Below are 22776 nucleotides of genomic sequence, written 5' to 3'. Positions count from 1 at the left end.
GGCCCCGGAATCTTATTGTTTTCAAACAACGTATAAACGGAGGAAATTAAATTGCGTACTACACAATTAGCGAAACCTAATGAAATTGAACGTAAGTGGTATGTTATTGACGCAACAGATGTATCTTTAGGTCGTCTGTCAACTGCAGTAGCAACTATTTTAAGAGGTAAGAACAAGCCTCAATATACACCAAACGTTGACACTGGTGATAACGTCATTATTATTAATGCCGCTAAACTAAAGTTAACGGGTAAGAAAGCTACTGACAAGATTTATTACCATCACTCTGATTACCGTGGTGGTATAAAAGCCACTCCAGCTGGAGACTTGCTGGCTAATAATCCAGTTAGATTAGTTGAATTGTCAGTTAAGGGTATGCTTCCTAAAAATACTCTCGGTCATCAAGAGTTTATGAAGATGCATGTTTATGCTGGTGCTGATCACAAGCATGAAGCACAAAAGCCTGAAGAATTAGACATTAACAAATTAATCTAGGAGGTTAAATAATGGCACAACAAGTTGCATATGCAGGTACCGGTCGGCGCAAGAATTCTGTTGCGCGTGTTCGTTTAGTACCAGGTAGCGGCAAGATTACTGCTAATAACAAAGATATTGATCAATACATTCCATTTCCTAACTTAGTTAAGGATTTGAAACAACCATTGACTTTGACTGAAACTGAAAATCAATACGACGTTAAGGTTAACGTAAATGGTGGTGGTTTCTCTGGGCAAGCCGGAGCTATTCGTTTAGGAATTGCACGCGCTCTTCTAGAAGTTGACCCTGATTTTCGTGGTCCTTTAAAGAAAGCGGGATTCTTGACTCGTGATCCAAGAATGGTTGAACGTAAGAAACCTGGTCTTAAGAAAGCTCGTAAAGCTTCACAATTTAGTAAACGTTAATCAGTACGATTATATCAGCGTTTTAAAGCACTTCATGGTTTATACCATGAGGTGTTTTTTTATAATTTTTTTGCAAAATTTACACCAACCAAATTCACACCATTACTTTAAAAATCAATACGCACTACTGACTTTGATAATCCTAATTTGAAGTAGTTTAATGGTTGTATATATGATGTTGCAATCATAGTGAGGTATAAAAATGGACACAAAACCAGTAATAGATGTGCTAAATTTAAGTAAGCGATATGAAAATTTCAGCTACAAATTAACAATTTAAAAATAAATGAAGGTAGTATTGTTGGTTTAATTGGTGAAAATGGGTCAGGTAAGTCAACTTTTTTGAATTTACTATTAAATCAAATAAAAAGTGAAATAGGCAATGTAAAAATTTTTGGTTTGGATTATGTTAAAGATGAATGCCAGATAAAACTTAACTTAGGTGTAATTTTGGAGCAAAATTATTTTCCAAACTCATTTTCTGTTCAACAAATTGAGAAAATGCTAGAAAAAATTTATCCCAGGTGGGATAAAAAACTCTATTACAATTTAATTGATGAGTTTGATTTGCCTACCAATAAGCCTATTAGTAATTTTTCAAGAGGGATGCTTGCTAAATTTAATTTTGCTGCCACTCTTTCTCATCATCCTAGACTCTTAATTGCTGATGAAGCAACTAGTGGGCTTGACCCCATTGTAAGGAGAGAAATCTTATCTATGTTAAAAAAATATGTAAATAATGATCAAATGACGGTATTATTGTCTTCACATATCTTAAGTGATTTAGAACAAGTTGCTAACTATTTTATTTTTATGGAAAATGGCAATATTTTATTAAAGGGTAGTAAAGGTGAGTTGCTTAATCATTATGCAATTAAAACAGAGATAACAGACCTTCCATTGAAGAACATCAAATATAAACTATACCAAGATAACATGGCTCAATATCTAGTTGAAGTATCACAAGAAAGTGTTGATTATATAGATTATGCTTCATTAGAGGAAATATTCCTATTTTTAGTAAAAGGAGTTAAGATAGATGAGAGGACTTATTTATAAGGATTTTCAACTTATACTAAATAAGCTAAGTGTAAAAAGTAGATTGCTAATCATATTAGTACTACTTTTGGTGACAATTTTTGGTAGGGAGTCTGGAACGATTTTTCTCTCAATAATGGGACCGATTAGTTTAGCATCAATGCCAACTGGTCTATTGATTGCTGACCAAGAAAGTGGATGGAACAGATTCGTAGGTGTTTTTCCTATTCCCAAAAGAAATATAGTTTTGGCTAGATATATTTTTTGTATTTCTTTAATTGTATCTATTAGCTTTATAACTTTAATTTTAAGCATTGCCACTGCTCTAATTTTCCAACAATTTAGCCTGCTAATTCATATATTGATATCGATAGTTGGCTTATTGATTGGTATCATGTATGTAGTACTCTTACTCCCAGCAGTTTATGCTTCAGGTACGTTTGGAAGCACAATTGTGAATATACTGGTTTTAGTCCTTATTATTGGAGGGGTTTATATTTTGCAGAAAACGACTTGGGGTCTATCGTTCATCGCTTGGATTGGTAATACTAATTCTTTCCTGCTAGTAATAACAAGCTGTATCTTAATTGCCGTAATATCAATCGTTTCAATGATAATTTCAACAAAAGTATATTCCAACACATTTAAGTAGTTAGGAGTTTGAACTATTATGACTAAAAAATTATATCATCAAATAGCCGTTGCTTTAGCAATAGTTTCAATTGTACTCGCAGTCGGGATACTAATTTGGGGAGAAAAAGGGACTGCTTTTATTGCAATTATTCCCGCCTTAATTGCAGATTTAATAGAACGTAAGGGAAAGAAAGCAAAATAAGTAAGCGTAAATCTATTGATTGTTGAAAATATGCTTTTTGTTCTTAACTTTTGAATATTAGAAAGACACTAGCTGAATATAAAAGTGCCTTTCTAATTTATGTTCTATTGAAATAATTAACTGGAGCACTCTACAAAAATTTAACCAAAGTAAGTTATTAAATGCTGTAAACTTTTAGTATTTATCTGCTCAATTCATATATTTTTAAAAGTGAAATTCATACCATTCAGATGAAGTTAATTGAAACTTATTGAAACAGCACTTTCAGAAAAGCGAGAAGACACCTGATATTAAAATCTTTTAAAATTTAGTTAAACCAGATCTTAAGAAGGTTCGTAACGCTTTACGATTTAGTAAGCGCTATTTACTTATTCTTAGTGTATTGCATTATTTATTATAATAATTATCAAAGGTAGGATTATGACAAAAATTGAATTAACACGTTTTCGTATTAAAAAAGGTAAAGAATTAAGAGCACAGGAATGGATGGATTTTTTAAATAAACATCATCAAGATACTGTGGCAACAATGGCTGGAGAAAGAATGTATATTGAGACTGTATTTAAAGAGGAAAGTTCGGATGGTTACACATACTTTTATTGGTATTCTATCCAAGGAGAAGGAGGCAGTGCTGTTGAAGATTCGGAAAGCTATATTGATCAAAAACACTTAGAGTATTGGGAGGAGTGTATAGATACTGCTTATAAGCCGGTGAATATGAAAGTGATGGAAAAACTAGTAGCACCTAAAATTAACAGCATTATAGATGCTGATTAAGTGAAAATGTTAAGTTGCCTGAATAAAAGAAGAATGAAAAACGCCAGATATAGTCTGACGTTTTTATTATTTGGTTTTTATTCATATCTTAAAGCAGTGATTGGATCTAGTTTTGCTGCTCGTTTGGCAGGTAATGTTCCTGCTAAAAAGGTAATTAGGCAAATGATACCAATAATTAGTAAGCTGCTAGACCAGTTGAATTGAATTAAAGTAAAGCCATCTAGACCTTTTAAGAATGATTTAGCAGCAAAATTGTTTAAGGCATTGCCTAAACCCATTGCTAATAGTAATCCCAATGAAGAGCCAAGCAAACCAATTAAGATTGCTTCACAGCTGAAAATGGAAAATACTTTACCCTTGCTGAGTCCTAATGCCTTCATAAGACCAATTTCTTTTGTACGATCTCTCACTGACATGTACAGAGTATTGACTACTCCAAAGCTGGCAGCTACCAAGGCGATAGCTCCAAAAACAATTAAAACCCCAGTAACTGCGTTGAATGTTAGGAAAAGTTCATTGACTGCTTCCTTAAGAGTCATACCGGAATATCCTTTTTTAGTTAGATTATCTTCAATTTTTTTAATACTGCTAGCACTCTTGTTAATAGGGGTAGCCATAACACTGGTATACTTATCTTTTAATGCTTGCGGAAGTCCTTTTTGGTTGGCGGCAATTATTTTTTGCCCTAAGCCATTACTGTAAATGGCAAAACCTTTTGATACTATACTGTCATTTCTTATTCCAACAACCGTAGCAGATATTTTTGCTCTTTTCTTAGTAAGGGGTGATTTTGTGACTAAAGTTACTTTTTTACCAAGAGCATCTTGTGCATTTTTGAAGCCATAAGATTTAACCATTGGTTTAGTGATTAGAATCTGAGATTTTTTTCCGCTAGTAGCAACTTGGTGACCAACTTTTAAGTCGTAGTTGATCCCTTCGGTTATTTGCGCAATTATAAGATATTTAGTTTTATTAGGCCCTTGGACATAGTCAACATCACAGTCCTTTAACGCTTTAAAATCTTTTAAGCCTTTAACTGATTTGATTTTTTTAACGTCGTTTTTGTCCATCATACCATCAGCGTTTTGACTGCTCTTCTTGGTATTATATTTTTGAGGTTCATTCGTATCTTGACTGGAACTCCCAGGCAAAATAGACATTTGCTCAGTTTTACCTACATTGCCGACCTGCTTTTTCAAATAATCATTAACACCATTATTAATACCCATAGTAAAGGCAATAGTTAAGGAGCCAATGAAAACAGCTATAATGGTTAGGAATGTCCTCCCCTTATTGTGCCATAAGTTTGTAGCCGCAGAATTTAGAATATCATGGAATCTCATTGCTGTGTTCCTCCCACTATTTGACCATCTTTAATCTGAACCTGACGCGCACATTTTTTTGCTAAATCAGGATCGTGAGTAACAATTATTAAGGTAATATTTTTTTCTTGATGTAGTTTAAATAAAATATTTTCAATATTTTCGCTAGTAGCTGAATCCAAGTTTCCTGTCGGCTCATCTGCAAAAATGATTTGGGGATCATTGACTAAGGCCCGCGCAATACAAACACGCTGCTTTTGACCCCCTGACAAGTCACTTGCTTTATTTTTAACTTTACTTTCTAGGCCAACTGCTTTGAGGGCTGCCAATGCCTTTGATCTGCGTTCTTTTCCTGTGATTCCACCTATTTTTAAAGGAAGCATCACGTTTTCTAAAACACTATCTTGAGCATTTAAGAAAAATTGTTGAAAAACAAAGCCAAAGGTTTGATTGCGCAATTTATTTAATGCTTTGTTTTTAATTTTACTTGTGGGCTCATTATTTAGCCATACGCTACCAGTAGTAGGGTGGTCGAGGAGCGCCAAGATGTGCATTAAGGTAGACTTGCCTGAACCACTTTTGCCAATGATAGCAACAGAATCACCTTTGTTAATCTGTAAATTAATTCCTCGTAAGGCTTCAAATTTGGTTGCTCCCTTGCCATAGGTGCGGGTTACCTCACGGGTTTCAAGTAAACTCATAGATTCTCCTTCTTTCATGTGTTACTGTAATATATATATAATACACAATGATTAAAAAAAGGCAAATATTTTTTAAAAATTTTTCAGACTAGGCAAACCAGGATTCCATAATTTTTATCTCTGGTTTTTCAAAGTTAATTTGTGTGAGCGCGCCATAAGGTAGAGCGGTCCTTGGATAAGCGTGGCCAATATTTACATTATATAAAATTGGTGTATTGAACTTAGCAGTTTTTTTCAACAAGATTTGTTTATATTCTGCAAAGTACTTTTTATCTTGAGGTTTGCCTACTAAAATTGCGCGAACATTTCCCAAAATACCAACTTCTTCTAATTTAGCTAATTCTTGACAATAAAGTTCAGGAGCTGGTTTTTCTTCACATGTTTATATAAAAAGTATTTTATCTTTTGCTTCTTCTGGCGTGAGTATAAGCTGATACTGGTTAATAACAGATGGTTCGTCTGGATATCGATTTGTTGTTAAGTCATCATAAAGGCTATCGATGCAGCCACCCCATAGTCTACCTTGAACTTTTCCATGCCCACCTAAAACTTCATAACCGGTGTCTTTGTGGCTTATTCTTTCTTTACCAACTTGTTTAATTGAGAAATCAGTTCTTTCTTCATACCAGTTCTCACTTGCAGGAATCAGAGTAACAGGTAAATTTTCAAAGTAATGTATTAAAGTCTTTTTTGTATAAGGCAAAAGTTCATTAGCCAGTTCTGCAAAATCAGTTAAAAAGCTCGGTCCATAGAATGTTTGCAAGCCCATTTTGTAAAACATTAGATGATTGTTCGTAGTATCAGAGAAACCACTAAATAACTTGGGATAATCACAGACAGTTTTTTTAAATTCCTGATCTGCCATTAAATAGGGCAAAGTTCTGTAAGTGTCATCTCCGCCAATAGCAGCAAAAATACCTTTAATTTTTGGATCTAGAAATGCTGCTTTTAAATCAGCGGCACGTTCAGCTGGATGACTTTTAACATAAGTACTACCTGAAAGGGCATGTGGCATAAATACAGGATTTAAGCCAAGTTGTTTCATGTGCTTGATTCCTTGTTTTAGTTCATGGGAAGCAAAACTCTCACCTAGAGTACCAGCTGATAAACTAACAATTGCTACTTTATCACCTACATGTAATTGCTTGGGTTTTATTAGCATAGTTCACATATACTCTTTTTAACGGGTTTATTTTTTAAAAAATTATACAATAAAATTCTATTCTTAAAAACCTTTTAAAGAAGTCAAAAGATTAAAGAAGAATAGATTTTTATCATTTTATGTTATGCTAAGTTCTTTCAAGGAAGTACCAGATAGTTTATCAAATTACTGTTTCAGGTAAAACCAGATTAAAAGTAATTATAAATGCATGCAATTAGAGTTACTAGCTAACAACAGATGGTAAAGCATTAAGTAAAAGGATACAAAGCCTGATGAACTTTATCAAAAATAATTCCAAGAAAAATTTTCTTCTGGCAGATTCAACAGAAGGAAATATTACTATTAAATAAAATTTATACCCATTGTTTGTTATAAGCAAATTGAGTCCTAAACGCCAAATAGCTTTCAGGGCTATTTTTTATATCTATATATTTCATATAGGAAATGATACAAGTTACACAAAGATTTACAAAACGGGCAGATTGTGCTTTTTTTAATAATTAAATATAAAAATATGTCGCCTCTATGTACATGTATACTGGAGAAAGCGATTACGTGGTGCTAAGATGATCAGCAGGAGATGAAATTATGAAATTAGAAAAAGCAATGACAGTTCTTGGATGGATTGCTTCTATAACGGCTATCATAATGTATGTGTCTTATATACCGCAAATTATTAACAATTTACATGGCGTTAAGGGTAGTCCAATTCAGCCCTTAGCAACGGCAATTAATACATTTTTATGGGTAATTTATGCCTTGTTTAAAAAAGATCGTGATATTCCTTTAGCTGCTTGCAATGCTGCAGGTGTTGTTTTTGGATTAATCACATTTTTCACTGCACTATAGTTTTGTTAAAGTTTGAGAGGTAAGAAAATGGTAAAAATTAAGATTACTAATCCACAAGAAAAGATTAAAATTCCTGTTCCAGTTAAGTTTTCGGCCCCTGATGATATAACAGGGAATTATTGGGTTGTTAAAAATAATTCTGGAAAGACTTGTGTAGCACAGAGGTTACATAATGATCCAGATCATAATTTTGTTGCTATTGTCAATTTCTCTGGCCCTGAAGAAGAATTATCCTTTGATCACGAAATTGAGGAGGACAAAGTTAAAGGTATCAAAAAGATACCTACAGCTAAAGAAAATGACGCTTATGTACATTTAAATACTGGCAAGTTTGATTTTGAACTTTGTCGTGGTACTGCTCAAGGTGAAGGTTCATCTAAATGGGGCTTACGACATTTCATGGCCGTGGATGAAAAACGGGATTTGTTGCCATCAGGAAATAATGCCATGGGTGGCTTTTATGGTCCCTTCTTCACTCCTGATAATGGTTTGATCAATCCGGCTGAACATATAATTGTAGATATCGAACCAGTTGAAGATGGTCCTGTTATGAAAGAGTATCGTTTATCAGGCAGAATACCTGACGGTTTAAAACCAGAATTACACGGAAAGCGTTTTGCTTTGGACTGGTCTTTTTATTATGATGTTCCTTTCTTTTCGCGCGTTTACCATGTAGATCATTTTCAAACCACAGTTAATCAACGATCTATTGTCGACAAAATCACTGTAGGTGATGAATTTGAAAGTGGAATTGGACAATTAGTATTTGATCGCTTTGCCACGTATGACGGTGTATGGTATCGAGAAGGAGATCCATATTCTGGTCAACTGGCAAATAAAGTACAAGAGTTAGTTCATGATGGTCAAAAACGGAGTGATCGGTTTGAAGACTTTAGAAAACAACTTACCGGCAATATGGCTAATGCACATTGGGATCTGTATTGGCGCTTATTCTCTGTTTGGGAAAATGCATTGTCTCAAGATGAGATAGAGACTAATTTACATGATGTGCGTCAGAAAGCCTTTGTATTGGCTGAGTTAAATGATCGTCCGTGGTTATTTAGTGCTGATCCTGTTAATGTTAGTGAAGTTAGCGATCAGACTGTTTTTGCTGGACCCGCAACTAAGAGTGCTGAAATTAATACTCAAACCGGTCAGGCCATGGTTTGGCAAACTGAACATGCATCAAATGCTTTCCAAATTGTTCAGAGACCACAATCAGGCTGGCAAAATTGGGGAACTAATGCAGAAAATGAGTGCCCCTCACTACCAGTAGGTAGTTTGATTCATACTGCGTATGGACCTTACGAGAATAATTGGCGTGAGATAGCAGATAGTTTGGAAGCCTTAGCCGATGTAAGAACAGAAGTAAAGTAAAAAAGGTTTAAAACATATAAGCAAAAAATGCCGAGAAATCCTGCTATTTTAAGCTAGATTTCTTGGCTTTTTATATAATTAAATTAGTGCTAAACATATTTAAAAGATATTTGGCAAAATCTAAATTTTAAATAACACTTTGCAAAAGAAAAGAAGTTATTTAAAACATATAGTGCAAACACTATAAGCATAAAAATAGCCAAAAATTGCCAGTTCTTGTATACTAATGTTAAGCTTTTATGGGAAAGAGGATGTTTAGTTTAGAAATAAAATTTTTAAACTAAAGACAATTTTTTAAAAAACGTTGTTAATTAACAACTAATTTTTAATAATCATGTAAGCAGAAAACTTCGGATAAGTATCAGAGGCTTTCTGCTTTTTTTAAAATAAACTAATTATTGTCTTTAATGCATAAATCAAGTTTGGCTTTTTATAAATTGCTCAATTACGATAAATATGGCTTTTCTATTTAAACAGCTTAATTATAAATTTAATCGAATAATGGAGGAGATAGCATGTCCCAAAAATCAGAACTACTATTCAAAATAACCCCCAAGTCCGGTTTAACTGATGCTGAGGTAGAACGAAAGCGCAGTAAATTTGGTCCTAATGAGTTGCTCGAAAAGAAAGCAATTCCACTGTATAGAAAAATATGGCACCATTTAAAAGATATTTCGTCCTTAGTTCTTTTATTGGCGATAGTATTAGCGACATATTTGGCTTTATTCCAAAATGGTGGGTGGACTAAAACAATTGTAATCAGCTTGATTTTAGTTATTAATGTGGTAATTGGCTTATATCAGGAAGCTTCAGCCGAAAAATCGCTGGCAGCTTTGAAGGCAATGAGTTTGCCCACAGCTAAAGGTAGACGTGATGGTCGAGATATTACAATAGCTGTTTCCGAATTAGTGCCAGGTGATTTGATCTATTTAAATACCGGTGATCAAGTTCCAGCAGATTGTGTTATTTTAGACGAGACTAATTTAGCAGTTGATGAAGCAATTTTAACTGGTGAAAGTTTGCCCGTTTCCAAAAAAAATTATCGTCTCAAAAGCAATTTAACTGACGATGAACGCGTCTTTTCTGGTACTGCAGTTGTCAGTGGTAGAGCACTTGTTCAAGTTAGTGCTATTGGAATGGCAACGGAGATTGGTAAAATTGCCAACCTTTTGAATAAAACTGAAAAGAGAGAAACACCTTTACAGGGCAAGTTAGATAAATTATCCAAATGGATGACTGTTTTTGCCGGCTTGGGTGGACTTGTAATTTTCACATTGAGCTTAGGAATGCAGAATAAGACTTTAGCAGACAGCTTGATGATTGGTCTTTCTTTAGCAGTTGCAGCTGTTCCCGAAACCTTGCCGATTATTGTGACAATCAGTTTATCTCGTGGTGTCAAAAAAATGGCTGAGCGCAATGCTATTATTAGACACATTGGTGCTGTGGAGACTATCGGTAACGTGGATGTTATTGCTACTGACAAAACTGGCACTTTAACTCAAAATAAAATGACCATTACTAAATATTGGACACCTGAAACGGGTATTAAGAAAGCGGCCGATTTACCTAAAGGCGGACAAAATTTATTGAAAATGCTAGGTTTAGCTAACAATGCCAAAATTATGGAAAAAGATGGCTCGGAAGAAGTTGTTGGCGATGCTACCGAAGTTGCGATTGTAAACTGGTTACACCAACAGGGCAGCTCACGGCAAGAGCTGGAAAATGAAGCACCTCGTATAGCAGAAGATCCCTTTGATTCTAATAAAAAAATGATGACGACGGTTCATCGCTTAACTGATGGACGTCAATTAGTAATCGTTAAAGGTGCTTGGGACAGGCTGCACTTAGATAAAAAAGAACCAGTTAAATCTGGTCAAAAAGCTCATGATGATTTTGCTAAAAATGCGTTAAGAGTATTAGCAGTTGGGTATAAGGTAATAGCTTCTAATGCGGATCCAACTGATTGGGCTGTAAATAATTCCAATTTAAAACTTGCTGGTATGATCGGATTAATTGATCCTCCTCGACCTGAGGTATCCAGAGCTGTTACTAAAGCAAAACAGGCCGGCATCAAGACTGTAATGATTACTGGTGATCATCTTGTAACCGCCAAAGCAATAGCTGAAGAAATAGGTATTTTAGATTCTGATCAAAAAGCAATTACAGGGTCAGAATTACAAAAAATGACAGATTCTGAATTGAAAGATTGTATTCAAGATATAAGAGTTTTTGCTCGTGTTTCTCCCAGTGACAAAATCAGAATAGTTCAAGCTTGGCAAGATCTTGATAAAACAGTTGCAATGACAGGCGATGGCGTGAACGATGCACCGGCTCTTAAAGCAGCGGATGTTGGAATTGCGATGGGCATGACAGGTACAGAAGTGGCAAAAGAAGCTGCTGACATGATTTTAACGGATGATAATTTTGCCACGATTATTAAAGCTGTGGCAGAAGGCAGAACTGTTTATCAAAATATTATTAAGGCTGTTGAATTCTTAATTGGTGTCAATTTCGCGCAAATTTTCTTAATGGTTATTAGTACAATTATAGGTTGGGGTGCACCACTTTTAGCAGAACAATTATTAATTATTAATGTACTTGCAGATGGAATACCTGGATTCTTCATCAGTAAAGAGCCTGGTGAACCAAACATAATGGACCAAAATCCAATAGGTAATGATGAAAGCATTCTTGGCCGTGGATTAATGCAAAGAATGATTATTCGCGCGATTACTTTCACGATTTTAACTTTGAGCACGTATGCTTATGGCAGATTTATTCTTTCAACTAATAACCCACAAGCTGGGATGACCATGGTCTTTTTAGTATTAGCACTGGGATCAATGATTGATATTTACGCTATTAAGGATTCTCAACCAATCACACTGCAAACTTTTAAAACCAATAAAATGCTTAATTGGGGACTACTACTCAGCATGATACTGGTTTTATCGCTGACACTCCTACCTCGTTTGCGACAGTTTTTACACTTGGCTTTGTTACCAGTTCAAGGCTGGCTTGTCGTTTTGGTTGGTAGTTTAATTCCTGTTTTTGTTTTGGAAATGAATAAACGTTTGACTAACAACATTCAAATGGAAGTAGAAAAAAATACTTGCTAAAGAATTGATTTTAAAATAAGCCTTGAAAGTTGTCTAACTTTCAAGGCTTATTTTTTTCATTATTGATAAAAATTTTTTTATAGTTAAAAAATCAATTATTGTTGACATATAATTGTAATAAAGTTACAATTTTGTTACAAATTATTATTATAGTTTATTTTTGAGGTTAAAAAATGAAACACAAGTATTTTAGAACAATTTTATGTTCTGCAGCCATCCTTTTTTATTTTACAACATTGACCACTTTAACTGTGACCAAAGCAGAAAGTAGTGAAAATGCTAAGTCAGTAGCAACTAGTCCTACAACCGACCCAGGTATGACCGTTACGCCTGCTAAACGGTTTTCTAAAGAAGGTTACGTATTTAAATTAGCTAGGAATGCTACTGTTTATCACGAAGTTAATGATTTCATTAGTCATACTTCTAAGCCGTTTGGCAAAAGCTGGGTTAAGAAAATGGCAGATAAAAATATAAAATTTAAGATTACTGAATTTGGTACCGGTAGGGTTGAATTGGTCGCTCACATAGTTGATCAAAGTGGTAAAAATCAAGGCTGGGTTACCTTCTTTAATGGCGATCTTTATAACATAAATGCTAAGAGAAAAGCTTTACAGCCACTGATCAAAGCCGAATTAAAAGTCATGGATTCGCAGTTTGAAGGCAAAAAGCCATCACTAATTCAAATTAAAAATGAGGCTAAAAAGCTACATGGTCAAAACAAAAAAATTGCCAATAAATCAATAAAGGAAATAAAAGACTGGTTTGCTTATAAAGGTGATTTATCGTTTACACAATATCCATCACTATTAGTTGGTAAATAGTTGTTGTTTATAAAAATGCGTTTAAAAGTATTAAACTTTTAAACGCATTTTTGTTTCAAATAGAACAATTAAAAGACTAATAACTCAAATCAACTGGTAATAATTTTTAAGCTAAAGCCTTTTGTTTTTTGGTTTCTAAAACTTTAAAGTCATGTTGAATAGGCTGGGTAATTTTAGTCGTTGTAGCAGGATCCAGAACAAATTTTGTCATTGTTGGGCAATCCTCTGGTTGAATATATAAACTTCTGCTTGAAACATCATATCCTGCCCAGTAACCTGAATAATCACATTTGTCCTCACCTTCTTGAAGATGCTCTAATCCCCGTGGAATCATGACCGATTTGAATACATTATATAGTTGAGGAGTTCCCTGATCTGAATGAAATGGTGCTAAAAATTTAGAAATAAATGTTCCACGAACAAAACGTGATGGTGCGGTATAGTCACCAGGTAATCCTAATAATCCAGAACCACTTTCAATTTGTTTAATGTCTAGCTGATCGCTTATTTGGTGATGACCCAAATTGTGATTGGTTAAATGTAAGTAATTCCGCAAATTGTCGAGGTGCCAAGGATATTCTGGACTGTTGGTCATAACGCCAATACCATCATATATTTTAAAGGCCCCATTCTTAACCGGTTCCAAAATAACGCTTTTACCACTTGGATCACAGAAAGTGTAGTGCATTGGAATTGGAGTAGGAATGCCAGTGTCTGCATTTTCCCAATCAGGATAATTGGTTTTTTCTTGGCCAAAATGCTTAAAAGCTTCTTTTATTTCAGCGATACTGCCAAAATTACTTAAAACATATGCAACAACTTCTTCGCCAATTATAGGTTTTAATCCGCGCTTTTTAAGACTTTCTACTGTATCCCAAGAAGCCTCTTCTAAGAATTGTGCATCACCAACTATACCTGCACTATTTATACCATCATTAAAGAAAAGTGAATCATTGACGTTGATACCCATAAACGGATATTTAGTCGTCCAGCTTTGGTGCAAACCCTTTAATTCATAGTTTGCAGGAAAAGTAGTCATTTTGCTATCCGCACTAGGTTTAAAGGGATCAAATGTAAAGTCCATAGTCCGTCCCCAAAATACGTCACCACTATCAGATTTAATTGCAATAGTTGTACACATGCTTAATACCTCCCGTTATTTGTTTTCCCCTTTTAAGGGTAATTTAATTTTATCATATTTTTAAAATACCTCTTAAAAAAATATTTCTGTAAATAAGAAGTACTAGTTCATAGGTGTTTAGCAGTAAAAAAATAAATTAATGCCAATTTCCTGCTACAAAAAATTGTTATCTTAATGTTAATTACTGTCACTTAATAAATATTCGAAAGAATGAAATGACTAAGACTAATGTTAAATTTACTTATTTAATTGTTATAGTCAATTTTTTAACTCAAATTTTGCGGGACAAGCTAACGCAACTCATATTTGATAGATGGATCAGGAATTATTTTACTTTTGATGTTATCTAAAGTTATGAATAAGTTAATAATCTATCGTAATAAAAAAAGTGAAGTTTAAAACTTCGCCTTTTTGTGTTAGAGAAAAATTTACAAACTATCTTGAATATTGTCGGCTAGGTAATTGTATAACATGCCCGCCTTTAGGTCCTTAGTGTCAATTCCCAGCGCTTCCGCAATTGCATATGCAAATGCCCAAGCAGTTGCCGGACCACGACTAGTAATGACTTTATGTTCGTCATCAGTTACAGTAATATTTTCCTTGAAGTGACCACTTGGCGCATCCTTTTTGGTTTGTTTTTCAAACCCCGGATAACATGTATAATTAGCGTCAGATATAACGCCATAACGGGCGAGAGCAATAGGGGCAGCACACATTGCGGCATCCCATTGGTTAGCGTTATGCCGTTTTATCATTAGATCTGCCAGTTTTTCATTATCACGTAAATTTTCTGCTCCGGTTGTACCACCTGGAAGAGCTACTACGTCATAATCCAATAGACTATCAGCAACAGTTTTATCACAAGTAAGTTTGATATTGTGTGCACCATTTACCGTTGTACTAGTAAGTCCAACCATATCAGCTTGAACGCCTAAGCGACGTAATACATCAATAACGCTTAAACCTTCAACTTCTTCACAACCATCGGCAAAAATCACAGCTACTTTTTTCATTTGTTTTACCTCACAATTCTTTTACTTTATTATAAACTAGCTTAATTCTAGGTAAAATAATAAATCAGTTAATTTATTTAAATGTAAAGTTGGACGTGGACTAATTGGCATTTTTACTTTCTTGGGCGCTAGCCAAAGAGAATCCAGGTTAGCATTTTCGGCACCCTGAATTTCATCGACTAAGTTTGTCCCAATTACAAGACAAGTAGCTGGCGTCAGATTTTGCTGCTGCAATATAGTTGTCAAAACCTTCTTATCTGGAAACTTACATGCAAAATAGTCTTTAAAATAAACTGCGGAAAAATAATTTATTAGTTCTGTGCTCTGCATGCGGCATGAAGCCACATCTTTTTTCTCTTTTGTCAGCAAAATCAAGTTAACTTTATTTTTCACTTCATCTAAAAAAGGCAATACATCTTTATTTAGCTGATCTTGTTTTTGTAACTGGTTATCAAAAGCGCCTTTCGCAGAAATCCAGTCATTTTTAAAGAATTCCTGCAAAGTTAATTTGATGCGCTCATCAAATCCTAGTAATTTAGTCTTTTCTTGTAATGAATTATATTGTATGCGCTCAGTTGGACCATATTCTCTGCCGGCCAACTTCAAAGTCTGCCTGAGTGCATTTTGTTCTGCAACTTTTTCGTTTAATAAGCTTCCTTCAAGAATAAAAATTAAAGTTTTATATTTTGCCAAGTGTACTTTCCTTTCATTAACTAACCCTCTGCATTATAACGATTAGCTAACCCAAATTAAAGACAAATATTCATGAACATGTTTTTACTCATAATTTTCTGAGTTCTCACACAGCCACCTAAGTTGTTTTATTATTTTTACTATAGTTCAAGAAATTGTAATTAATATGTTAAAAATTATTGTGTTTTACGAAAATTATGATACTATTTAGACAAATATCTAATTAGATATTTATCTAAATAGAAAGGAAAAGAAACTAATGTGAGTTTTGAGTCTAGTTTTAAGGCCTTGTCAGATCCAGTGCGCCGCAAAATATTGCAGCTTTTAAAAAATGGACCAATGTCGGCAGGAGATATTGCTAATCATTTTAATATGACTAAAGCTACTATTTCATACCATCTTAATATGCTGAAAAAGGCTGATTTGATTGAAGAGGAACACGAAAAAAACTTTATTTATTATTCGCTAAATACTTCTATTATAGAAGAAATTATGGGTTGGCTTGTTGATCTGAAAGGAGATCATGATGAAAAAGAATAGTATTCGTCAAACAGAATTAATCTCGCTTCTGCTAATCTTATTTCCAGTTTTGACTGGAGTATTTTTATATAATCGTTTGCCGCAAAAAATGGCCACACACTTTGGGATGACTGATATGCCAAATGCTTTTAGCAATAAATTATGGGTTATTATTGGTCTGCCTTTTTTGGGAATTATGCTTCAAGTAATGGTATTTTTGATCTTACGCAATCAAAAAGAAACCAAAAATCTTGATTTTAAGATAGTTAATATTACCCTTTGGCTTGTTCCTGTTATTACTAATATCGTAAATCTGTCACTTTATGCCTATGCACTGGGTCATAAAGTAAAAGGCTCCTTTGTGCTTAGTGCTTTTTTGGGACTGTTCTTTATTATTTTTGGTAATTATCTGCCTAAAGTTAGTCCCAATCATGTCGTTGGCATTAAATTACCATGGACTTTGAATAATACGGAAAATTGGCGTAAAACACACAGATTTGCCGGATGGATCTTTTTTATCAGCGGCATGGTTCTGCTTCTAACTTCTTATTGGGAAATGTATTGGACGGTTATATCCGTCACTATTATAGTTATTTTACTTCCAACTTGTTACTCGTATCTATTGAGTAAGATAGGATATTAAGTAACTGAGACATGAATTTAAAACAAAATATTTATTTTAGAGAAGAATTGGCTTTATTATCGACTAAAGTTAATTCTTTTTTTGTGTGCAAAAACTATAATGTTTCAGTAATTATTAGTTAGAGACTAATTTGTTAAATCAAACTTCATTATTAAATAGACAATGGGTCAGAATTAAAATACCTGCTTAAATTATTTTTCAAGAGCATTATAATAGAAATTAACTTTTAAAAGGGAGTTAATTTGAATGGCAGCTATTTTTTCACTGATCTTTATACTAATAGGGGGTGTAGCCAGCGGTTTGTTGTCGTCAGTGGCTTCAATGGCTTCTCTTGCATCATATCCGGTATTGCTGGCAGTTGGTATTCCACCAGTTTATGCCAATGTCACAAATGATGCTGCCTTGATTTGGACTAGTATTGGTTCGACTATTTCTTCAACAAAGGAGCTTAAGGGACATTGGCACCAAGTCGCGTTTTACTCTATATTTACTATTGTAGGTTCTTTAATTGGATGTCGTTTATTGTTAGCTTTTCCATCGAGTGTTTTTGAAAAAGTGGTACCAATTTTTATTGCTGGTTCAGGTGTTATGGTAATTGTTTCAGGTAAGCATCATAGTCTAGAACCGCATAAAAGACCACTTTGGCAGGAAATTTTTTATATTGCTGCATTATTAGGGATGGGTGTTTACACCGGCTATTTTGGAGCCGCCGGTGGTGTAATTGTGCTAGTTTTATTAACTTATATTACTGATGAAAAGTTTATAGTTGTCAATGCAATTAAAAATGTCATCTGTGGACTGGCGAATCTTGTTGCTCTAATAGTTTTTATTTTTACTTCTCGAATATACTGGATGCAGGCAATTCCTCTTGCTATTGGGATGTTTATTGGCGGTTATTTAGGAATGGATATTTTGCGTAAAGTTCCAGCCAAATATGTTCGTATCTTTATTGCAGCACTAGCATTTATTCAAGCTGGGTATTTCTTTTATGAGGCATATATGTTATAGTTTAAAGCACGTTAAATGAAAGGAGAATGCAAATTGGCAACAGAAATTTATATTGTCCGTCATGGCGAAACAATGTTTAACCAGTTAAACAAAGTTCAGGGATGGTGTGATTCTCCGCTGACAGTCAAGGGTATTAATGATCTAAAGGTAACTGCAAATGCCCTGAGTCAAGTTCATTTTGACAACATGTATTCTTCCGATTTGAAGCGTGCAATTGATACGGTTCACTTAATGAAGGACGCCAACCAGGTTTCAGAAATAGGCAAGATTAAAAAATTGCCAGAATTTCGGGAAGTATTTTTTGGTTCTTTCGAAGGTGATGATATAGAGGAAACCTGGAATGAAGTTGCACTGGCAGCTGGAGTTGGGCCGCAAACAGATGTAACCAAAATTATCAATCAGGTTGGAATTTACGAATTTCGTGAGGCTACAAAAAAGGCTGATCCGCGTCATTTGGCAGAGAACAAAAAAGAGCTGGATGAACGAATGGTAAGGGCGATTAACGTTCTCCATGAGCTGACTAAAAATGAAAAAAGGGTTTTAATAGTTTCTCATGGTGATTTCATCAAAACCTTAGCCATTAAGTATTGGAACCAAAGTGATGGTCTCCATGATATTGTTTTTCCTAATAACGGTAGTGTTACTCGGGGAATTCTTCGTGATAACGGTAATTTTGAAATTGTAGATTATAATGTAAATGCTGAAGATATGTAAAGTCCTGCTTAAAAGTAGGGCTTTTTTTACCTTTAGTGCTTGAAAGGAAAAACATGAAAGATCATACTACAAAAAAATTTGCCTATGTAACTGCACTTAATGTTGTTATTACAGTTGCAGAATTTATTGGTGGTTTCGTATCTGGTTCTTTGTCTTTATTATCTGATGCGGTACACAATCTGAGCGATGTCGGTGCAATAATTATTTCGTTTGTGGCACATATCATCAGCAATAGACGCAGTAATAAGCGAAAAACTTTTGGCTATGACAGGGCTGAAACTTTGGCTGCCTTTACCAACGGTATTATTCTAATTTTAATTAGTATTGTTTTATTTGTGGAAGCTATTGAAAGATTTTGGAAACCAACAAAAATCAGTGGCGGCATAATGCTGATTGTTGCCATTATTGGTTTGATTTCAAATGTAGTTTCAATGTTGGTAATGCATCAAGGTGGACAGCAAAATCTAAATGTGCGATCCACTTTTATGCATATGCTAAGTGATGCTCTTTCTAGTGTAGCGGTGGTAATTGGCGCAATTTTTATTTATTATTGGAACATTAGCTGGATTGATCCGGTGATGACTTTATTAGTGTCGGTCTTCGTTTTTCACGAAGCTTGTGAAATAACTGAAAAGGCAGCAAATGTGTTAATGGAATCTAATCCTGACATTGATCTGGATGAAGTTAATAGGATAGTTTTATCTTTTCCTGAAATAAAAAATATTCATCATGTGCATGTGTGGCGTTATAGCGATCGCTATATCATGCTTGATGCGCACGTTAACGTTGATGCTGATTTAACAGCTGGTAAATTTGAATTTTTAACGCAACAAATTAGTGCAAAATTACAAAAATTAGGAATTAATCATATCAATTTTCAAGCAGAATGTGAACGAGGAAAAAATGATAAAATGATTGTAACTGATCGTAGTCAAGAGTAACCAGGAGAATGAAAAATTTGAAAGTAAGTATTTTTACTGCCGTTATTGTTTTGATAGTAGGCTTATATGATATTGCTTATGCTTATAATAGACGCTATCGTAATCATAATCACGGAGTAACTCCTTTTATGATATTGGGAATCATTTTTACAGTTAGCGGCTTAGCTTTAATAATTATGCATTGGGTGAGATAAAATGGTCAAATTAGTGCTTTTAAGACACGGTGAAAGTACCGCTAATAAAGCCAATGTCTACACGGGTTGGAATGATGTTGCTCTAACTGATAAGGGTCGAAAGCAGGCTGAAAGAGCTGGCAATTTGATTAAGAGTATTATCGATTTTCACCCTACTCATATTCACACATCAGTGTTAATGAGGGCAATCATTACAGCAAATATAGTTGCAGATATTTGTAATTTCTTATATTTGCCGATTACCAAAACCTGGCGTTTGAATGAAAGGCACTATGGCAATTTACGGGGCATTAATAAAGACGAATCGCGTAAAATTTTTGGTAAAGAACAAGTGCTGGAGTGGCGGCGTGGATTCTATGCAATTCCACCTGAAGGTAAAAAAGTAACATCCAGACGCTATGCTAATTTTGATCCGCATTTTTTGCCGCGAACTGAAAGTCTTTACCAAACACAACAGCGAGTTATGCCTTATTACTATGACAATGTAGCTAGCAGATTAAAAAAAGGGGAAGATCAATTAATCGTTGCTCATGGTTCTAGTTTACGAGCATTAATTAAAGAATTAGAAAGTATTAATGATCAAGAAATTATTAATCTTGAAGTTCCAAATGCACAGCCAATAGTTTATATATTTGATCAGCAAATGAATATTGTCGACAAAAAGATTTTACGTTGCTTTTAGTTCATAGTAAGGATTTCTACAAATGTATGTTAAAATTTATTACGATATCATTTAAAATTTACATTTTTAGTTTGGAGTAGAGGCATGCGTAAAATATTTTTATTACGAGGCGCACCCGGCTCCGGTAAATCTTCATTTATTGCTCGTCATCACTTACAGCCATATGCAATTAGTCGTGATCAAATTAGATTGTTGCTGGCGAATTTAACCTATTATTATGAAGAAGATACCGATTGCTTACACCAAGTAATTCCGCGTTATGCAAATGAGCAAACGGAAAAAGTGGTGGATTACCTCGTAGAAGAAAAAATGAAACGTGGCGAAACGGTTATTGTAGATAGTACGCATATCTTTGCGGAGAATATTGAGCATTATCAACCCTGGGTCGAACGTTATCGTTATGAATTGTTTGTTGTCGATTTAATGTATCATAAGAGCTTGCGTAGTTTGTTAAATCGAAACGAAGTTCGCAGACAATATGATTGGGTAAAGCCAGATGTGATTAGGGAAATGTTTTTATCTTATCAAGATAATCTGGATGTGCCGGAATGGGCTCACGTTATTAATCCCAATCAATTGGGCAGAGCACTTTCGCAAAAAGAAAGCAATTTAGATCATTTTGCTCATGTGATTGCAGTTCCTGATCAAGTGAATGAAGACAATTTTCCCCATGTACACATTTCGAATTTCTATTTTTCGTTTAACGATTTGTTTACCGAAAAGTATGGCACCTACCGCAATGTGGTTACGATTGGGAAAACTAAAGAAGAGGTAGTCAATGACTTTCGATTGCCATTTTTTGTTTTTAAGTTTCATCACAAACATTTTTTAATTTCGGCTTTTCCGATTCGAAATGAAATGCTTGATCCGATTAAAAAAGTTAAAAGTGTGTGGTCGTACTCTACTGGTCTGGCTAATCCAGCGGATTTCTTGGAATCATTTCCGCAAAGCCGTCCGCAGCATGTGCACCAATTTAATTTATGCAAGTTGCATCCCGATAGACTGCTACATATTTGGTAATAAACTTAAGAAGAGTTTCATGTTGATGTGAAACTCTTTTAGTTTGTTTTTGCTTTTTGGACAGGCATTGCTAGTAATAAAAAAAGAAGTATAATAAGTTTATTGACTTTTGATAGCGCTTTTAAAAAGGAACAGATAAAAATGAAAATTAAAGAACTCAAGCAAGAATTTAGTAATATTTATCATCAAGAACCAACCGGCTGTTATTTTTCGCCTGGTAGAATTAACTTAATTGGTGAACATACTGACTATAATGGTGGTCATGTGTTTCCTTGCGCAATATCTTTAGGAATCTATGGTGCAGCTAGTCCCCGTGATGACGCGAGATTTTGCTTTTATTCTGCAAATTTTGCCGATATGGGAGTAGTAGAAACTGATATGCACCAGTTACAGTTTGCCAAAGAAGATTCCTGGGCAAATTATGCTAAGGGAATGCTTCATTTTATGCTCGAAAATGGGGCAAAAATTGAGCATGGACTTAACATTTACATTAATGGCAATATTCCTGATGGTGCTGGGTTATCTTCGTCTGCAGCCCTAGAAATGTTAATTGGTATTTTATTGCAGGACCAGTTTAAACTAACTTTTTCTAAGTTAGAAATTGTTAAAATGGGAGTCAAAACCGAAAACGACTTTATTGGAGTCAATTCTGGCATTATGGATCAATATGCAGTTGCTATGAGTAAAAAGGATCATGCCATTCTGCTTGATACTGAAAAGGTGGAGTCTGAGTTAGTACCCCTTGACTTAAAGGATAATGTCATTGTTATTATGAATACTAACAAGAAAAGGACCTTAGCAGACTCAAAATATAATGAGCGTAGAGCAGAATGCGAAAAGGGACTGCACTTTTTACAGGAGAAACTGTCAATTCAGTCGCTGGGTGAATTGGATAGTTTAGTTTTTGATGAAAATAGTTACCTTTTGCCAACAGAAAACCTGCTGAAACGCTGTCGTCACGCAGTCTGGGAAAATGAACGGACATTAAATGCTGAAAAAGCACTGCAAAAGGGTGATTTAAATGAATTTGGTCACTTAATGAATGCTTCACATGTATCTTTAGAGTATGACTATGAAGTGACGGGTAAAGAACTTGATACATTGGTACATACTGCCTGGAAGCAACCTGGAGTTTTGGGTGCAAGAATGACTGGTGCCGGTTTTGGTGGCTGTGCGATAGCTTTGGTTGCCAAAAATAAAGTTGAAGCTTTTGAAAAAAATGTCGCAGATATTTACCAAGAAAAGATTGGCTATTTACCTTCATTTTATATTGCAGAAACTGCTGATGGTACAAAAGTTTTATAA

At 34.6% G+C, this 22776-nt stretch carries 24 protein-coding genes and 1 pseudogene; 19 read left to right on the top strand and 6 right to left on the bottom strand.

Features of this window, described 5'->3' with window-relative positions:
* The first annotated feature begins 51 nt into the window (after nucleotides 1–51).
* From rplM to LDM92_RS03085, 6 genes are all read left to right on the top strand, one after another.
* Nucleotides 52–495 carry a 50S ribosomal protein L13 gene (rplM, locus tag LDM92_RS03110; RefSeq protein WP_045928442.1) on the top strand — a complete coding sequence of 148 codons (444 nt, stop codon included), beginning with the start codon at nucleotides 52–54 and terminating at the stop codon, nucleotides 493–495.
* Between the two features lie 11 nt (nucleotides 496–506).
* Nucleotides 507–902 (top strand): 30S ribosomal protein S9, encoded by a 396-nt coding sequence (rpsI, locus tag LDM92_RS03105; RefSeq protein WP_034980394.1) that lies wholly within the window; start codon nucleotides 507–509, stop codon nucleotides 900–902.
* A 267-nt stretch (nucleotides 903–1169) separates the two neighbouring features.
* A complete protein-coding gene (locus tag LDM92_RS03100; RefSeq protein ID WP_223902194.1) occupies nucleotides 1170–1961 on the top strand; it encodes an ABC transporter ATP-binding protein in 792 nt (263 codons plus the stop codon).
* Nucleotides 1942–2592, top strand: a complete 651-nt coding sequence (locus LDM92_RS03095; RefSeq protein ID WP_223901996.1) for an ABC-2 transporter permease — start codon at nucleotides 1942–1944, stop codon at nucleotides 2590–2592. Before LDM92_RS03100 ends, LDM92_RS03095 begins: the two co-directional genes overlap by 20 nt.
* 18 nt (nucleotides 2593–2610) lie before the next feature.
* A complete protein-coding gene (locus tag LDM92_RS03090; protein WP_156962766.1) occupies nucleotides 2611–2775 on the top strand; it encodes a hypothetical protein in 165 nt (54 codons plus the stop codon).
* Nucleotides 2776–3195: 420 nt separating this feature from the next.
* Nucleotides 3196–3552 (top strand): DUF6176 family protein, encoded by a 357-nt coding sequence (locus tag LDM92_RS03085; RefSeq protein WP_223901995.1) that lies wholly within the window; start codon nucleotides 3196–3198, stop codon nucleotides 3550–3552.
* Nucleotides 3553–3629: 77 nt separating this feature from the next.
* Here LDM92_RS03085 and LDM92_RS03080 read toward each other — a convergent pair whose 3' ends face one another.
* The 3 genes and pseudogenes from LDM92_RS03080 to LDM92_RS03070 all read right to left on the bottom strand — a co-directional run bounded on the left by LDM92_RS03080 (nucleotide 3630) and on the right by LDM92_RS03070 (nucleotide 6737).
* On the bottom strand, nucleotides 3630–4895 hold the full coding sequence (locus tag LDM92_RS03080) for an ABC transporter permease (RefSeq protein WP_223901994.1): 1266 nt from the start codon (nucleotides 4893–4895) through the stop codon (nucleotides 3630–3632).
* On the bottom strand, nucleotides 4892–5575 hold the full coding sequence (locus LDM92_RS03075) for an ABC transporter ATP-binding protein (RefSeq protein ID WP_223901993.1): 684 nt from the start codon (nucleotides 5573–5575) through the stop codon (nucleotides 4892–4894). The genes LDM92_RS03080 and LDM92_RS03075 overlap by 4 nt, the downstream gene beginning before the upstream one ends.
* A gap of 88 nt (nucleotides 5576–5663) precedes the next feature.
* Nucleotides 5664–6737 (bottom strand): annotated as a pseudogene (locus tag LDM92_RS03070) (S66 family peptidase).
* A gap of 588 nt (nucleotides 6738–7325) precedes the next feature.
* On the opposite strand from LDM92_RS03070, the gene LDM92_RS03065 reads away from it, so the two are divergent.
* From LDM92_RS03065 to LDM92_RS03050, 4 genes are all read left to right on the top strand, one after another.
* Nucleotides 7326–7586: a SemiSWEET family transporter gene (locus LDM92_RS03065; protein ID WP_034980382.1), complete on the top strand. Its 261-nt coding sequence runs from the start codon at nucleotides 7326–7328 to the stop codon at nucleotides 7584–7586.
* A gap of 27 nt (nucleotides 7587–7613) precedes the next feature.
* Complete coding sequence (locus tag LDM92_RS03060) at nucleotides 7614–8963, top strand: hypothetical protein (protein ID WP_223901992.1); 1350 nt, start codon at nucleotides 7614–7616, stop codon at nucleotides 8961–8963.
* Between the two features lie 515 nt (nucleotides 8964–9478).
* A complete protein-coding gene (locus LDM92_RS03055) occupies nucleotides 9479–12082 on the top strand; it encodes a cation-translocating P-type ATPase (protein WP_223901991.1) in 2604 nt (867 codons plus the stop codon).
* A gap of 173 nt (nucleotides 12083–12255) precedes the next feature.
* A complete protein-coding gene (locus LDM92_RS03050; RefSeq protein WP_223901990.1) occupies nucleotides 12256–12903 on the top strand; it encodes a hypothetical protein in 648 nt (215 codons plus the stop codon).
* A gap of 106 nt (nucleotides 12904–13009) precedes the next feature.
* Here LDM92_RS03050 and LDM92_RS03045 read toward each other — a convergent pair whose 3' ends face one another.
* From LDM92_RS03045 to LDM92_RS03035, 3 genes are all read right to left on the bottom strand, one after another.
* Complete coding sequence (locus tag LDM92_RS03045) at nucleotides 13010–14044, bottom strand: linear amide C-N hydrolase (RefSeq protein WP_223901989.1); 1035 nt, start codon at nucleotides 14042–14044, stop codon at nucleotides 13010–13012.
* A 428-nt stretch (nucleotides 14045–14472) separates the two neighbouring features.
* Entirely contained in the window at nucleotides 14473–15057 is a 585-nt protein-coding gene (locus LDM92_RS03040) for a DJ-1 family glyoxalase III (protein ID WP_223901988.1), read from the bottom strand.
* A gap of 36 nt (nucleotides 15058–15093) precedes the next feature.
* Complete coding sequence (locus LDM92_RS03035; RefSeq protein ID WP_223901987.1) at nucleotides 15094–15750, bottom strand: HAD family hydrolase; 657 nt, start codon at nucleotides 15748–15750, stop codon at nucleotides 15094–15096.
* A 261-nt stretch (nucleotides 15751–16011) separates the two neighbouring features.
* Between LDM92_RS03035 and LDM92_RS03030 the strand changes: the two genes are divergently transcribed.
* The 9 genes from LDM92_RS03030 (at nucleotide 16012) to LDM92_RS02990 (ending at nucleotide 22776) form a co-directional block, all read left to right on the top strand.
* Nucleotides 16012–16290 (top strand): autorepressor SdpR family transcription factor, encoded by a 279-nt coding sequence (locus LDM92_RS03030; protein ID WP_034980372.1) that lies wholly within the window; start codon nucleotides 16012–16014, stop codon nucleotides 16288–16290.
* Nucleotides 16277–16912 carry an SdpI family protein gene (locus LDM92_RS03025; RefSeq protein WP_223901986.1) on the top strand — a complete coding sequence of 212 codons (636 nt, stop codon included), beginning with the start codon at nucleotides 16277–16279 and terminating at the stop codon, nucleotides 16910–16912. The genes LDM92_RS03030 and LDM92_RS03025 overlap by 14 nt, the downstream gene beginning before the upstream one ends.
* Before the next feature lie 246 nt (nucleotides 16913–17158).
* Complete coding sequence (locus LDM92_RS03020) at nucleotides 17159–17920, top strand: sulfite exporter TauE/SafE family protein (protein WP_223901985.1); 762 nt, start codon at nucleotides 17159–17161, stop codon at nucleotides 17918–17920.
* A 33-nt stretch (nucleotides 17921–17953) separates the two neighbouring features.
* The gene (locus LDM92_RS03015) at nucleotides 17954–18634 is read left to right on the top strand and encodes a histidine phosphatase family protein (protein ID WP_223901984.1); all 681 of its coding nucleotides are present in this window, start codon (nucleotides 17954–17956) and stop codon (nucleotides 18632–18634) included.
* 53 nt (nucleotides 18635–18687) lie between these two features.
* A complete protein-coding gene (locus tag LDM92_RS03010; protein ID WP_223901983.1) occupies nucleotides 18688–19575 on the top strand; it encodes a cation diffusion facilitator family transporter in 888 nt (295 codons plus the stop codon).
* Between the two features lie 8 nt (nucleotides 19576–19583).
* Nucleotides 19584–19769 (top strand): hypothetical protein, encoded by a 186-nt coding sequence (locus LDM92_RS03005; RefSeq protein WP_223901982.1) that lies wholly within the window; start codon nucleotides 19584–19586, stop codon nucleotides 19767–19769.
* Nucleotide 19770: 1 nt separating this feature from the next.
* Complete coding sequence (locus LDM92_RS03000; protein ID WP_223901981.1) at nucleotides 19771–20451, top strand: 2,3-bisphosphoglycerate-dependent phosphoglycerate mutase; 681 nt, start codon at nucleotides 19771–19773, stop codon at nucleotides 20449–20451.
* Between the two features lie 84 nt (nucleotides 20452–20535).
* Nucleotides 20536–21471: an AAA family ATPase gene (locus tag LDM92_RS02995; RefSeq protein WP_223901980.1), complete on the top strand. Its 936-nt coding sequence runs from the start codon at nucleotides 20536–20538 to the stop codon at nucleotides 21469–21471.
* 141 nt (nucleotides 21472–21612) lie between these two features.
* On the top strand, nucleotides 21613–22776 hold the full coding sequence (locus tag LDM92_RS02990; RefSeq protein ID WP_223901979.1) for a galactokinase: 1164 nt from the start codon (nucleotides 21613–21615) through the stop codon (nucleotides 22774–22776).

Origin of the sequence: Lactobacillus laiwuensis, assembly GCF_019972835.1 — a bacterium.
GTDB lineage: Bacteria > Bacillota > Bacilli > Lactobacillales > Lactobacillaceae > Lactobacillus > Lactobacillus laiwuensis.
The sequence above is the reverse complement of the archived record's forward strand: the minus strand, read 5'-3'. Positions and strand labels throughout refer to the sequence as shown.

Coding starts and splice junctions, on each gene's coding strand:
- rpsI (WP_034980394.1), top strand. CDS start 507: ATGGCACAACAAGTTGCATATGCAGGTACCGGTCGGCGCAAGAATTCT.
- LDM92_RS03095 (WP_223901996.1), top strand. CDS start 1,942: ATGAGAGGACTTATTTATAAGGATTTTCAACTTATACTAAATAAGCTA.
- LDM92_RS03090 (WP_156962766.1), top strand. CDS start 2,611: ATGACTAAAAAATTATATCATCAAATAGCCGTTGCTTTAGCAATAGTT.
- LDM92_RS03085 (WP_223901995.1), top strand. CDS start 3,196: ATGACAAAAATTGAATTAACACGTTTTCGTATTAAAAAAGGTAAAGAA.
- LDM92_RS03080 (WP_223901994.1), bottom strand. CDS start 4,895: ATGAGATTCCATGATATTCTAAATTCTGCGGCTACAAACTTATGGCAC.
- LDM92_RS03075 (WP_223901993.1), bottom strand. CDS start 5,575: ATGAGTTTACTTGAAACCCGTGAGGTAACCCGCACCTATGGCAAGGGA.
- LDM92_RS03065 (WP_034980382.1), top strand. CDS start 7,326: ATGAAATTAGAAAAAGCAATGACAGTTCTTGGATGGATTGCTTCTATA.
- LDM92_RS03060 (WP_223901992.1), top strand. CDS start 7,614: ATGGTAAAAATTAAGATTACTAATCCACAAGAAAAGATTAAAATTCCT.
- LDM92_RS03055 (WP_223901991.1), top strand. CDS start 9,479: ATGTCCCAAAAATCAGAACTACTATTCAAAATAACCCCCAAGTCCGGT.
- LDM92_RS03050 (WP_223901990.1), top strand. CDS start 12,256: ATGAAACACAAGTATTTTAGAACAATTTTATGTTCTGCAGCCATCCTT.
- LDM92_RS03045 (WP_223901989.1), bottom strand. CDS start 14,044: ATGTGTACAACTATTGCAATTAAATCTGATAGTGGTGACGTATTTTGG.
- LDM92_RS03040 (WP_223901988.1), bottom strand. CDS start 15,057: ATGAAAAAAGTAGCTGTGATTTTTGCCGATGGTTGTGAAGAAGTTGAA.
- LDM92_RS03025 (WP_223901986.1), top strand. CDS start 16,277: ATGAAAAAGAATAGTATTCGTCAAACAGAATTAATCTCGCTTCTGCTA.
- LDM92_RS03020 (WP_223901985.1), top strand. CDS start 17,159: ATGGCAGCTATTTTTTCACTGATCTTTATACTAATAGGGGGTGTAGCC.
- LDM92_RS03010 (WP_223901983.1), top strand. CDS start 18,688: ATGAAAGATCATACTACAAAAAAATTTGCCTATGTAACTGCACTTAAT.
- LDM92_RS03005 (WP_223901982.1), top strand. CDS start 19,584: ATGAAAAATTTGAAAGTAAGTATTTTTACTGCCGTTATTGTTTTGATA.
- LDM92_RS03000 (WP_223901981.1), top strand. CDS start 19,771: ATGGTCAAATTAGTGCTTTTAAGACACGGTGAAAGTACCGCTAATAAA.
- LDM92_RS02995 (WP_223901980.1), top strand. CDS start 20,536: ATGCGTAAAATATTTTTATTACGAGGCGCACCCGGCTCCGGTAAATCT.
- LDM92_RS02990 (WP_223901979.1), top strand. CDS start 21,613: ATGAAAATTAAAGAACTCAAGCAAGAATTTAGTAATATTTATCATCAA.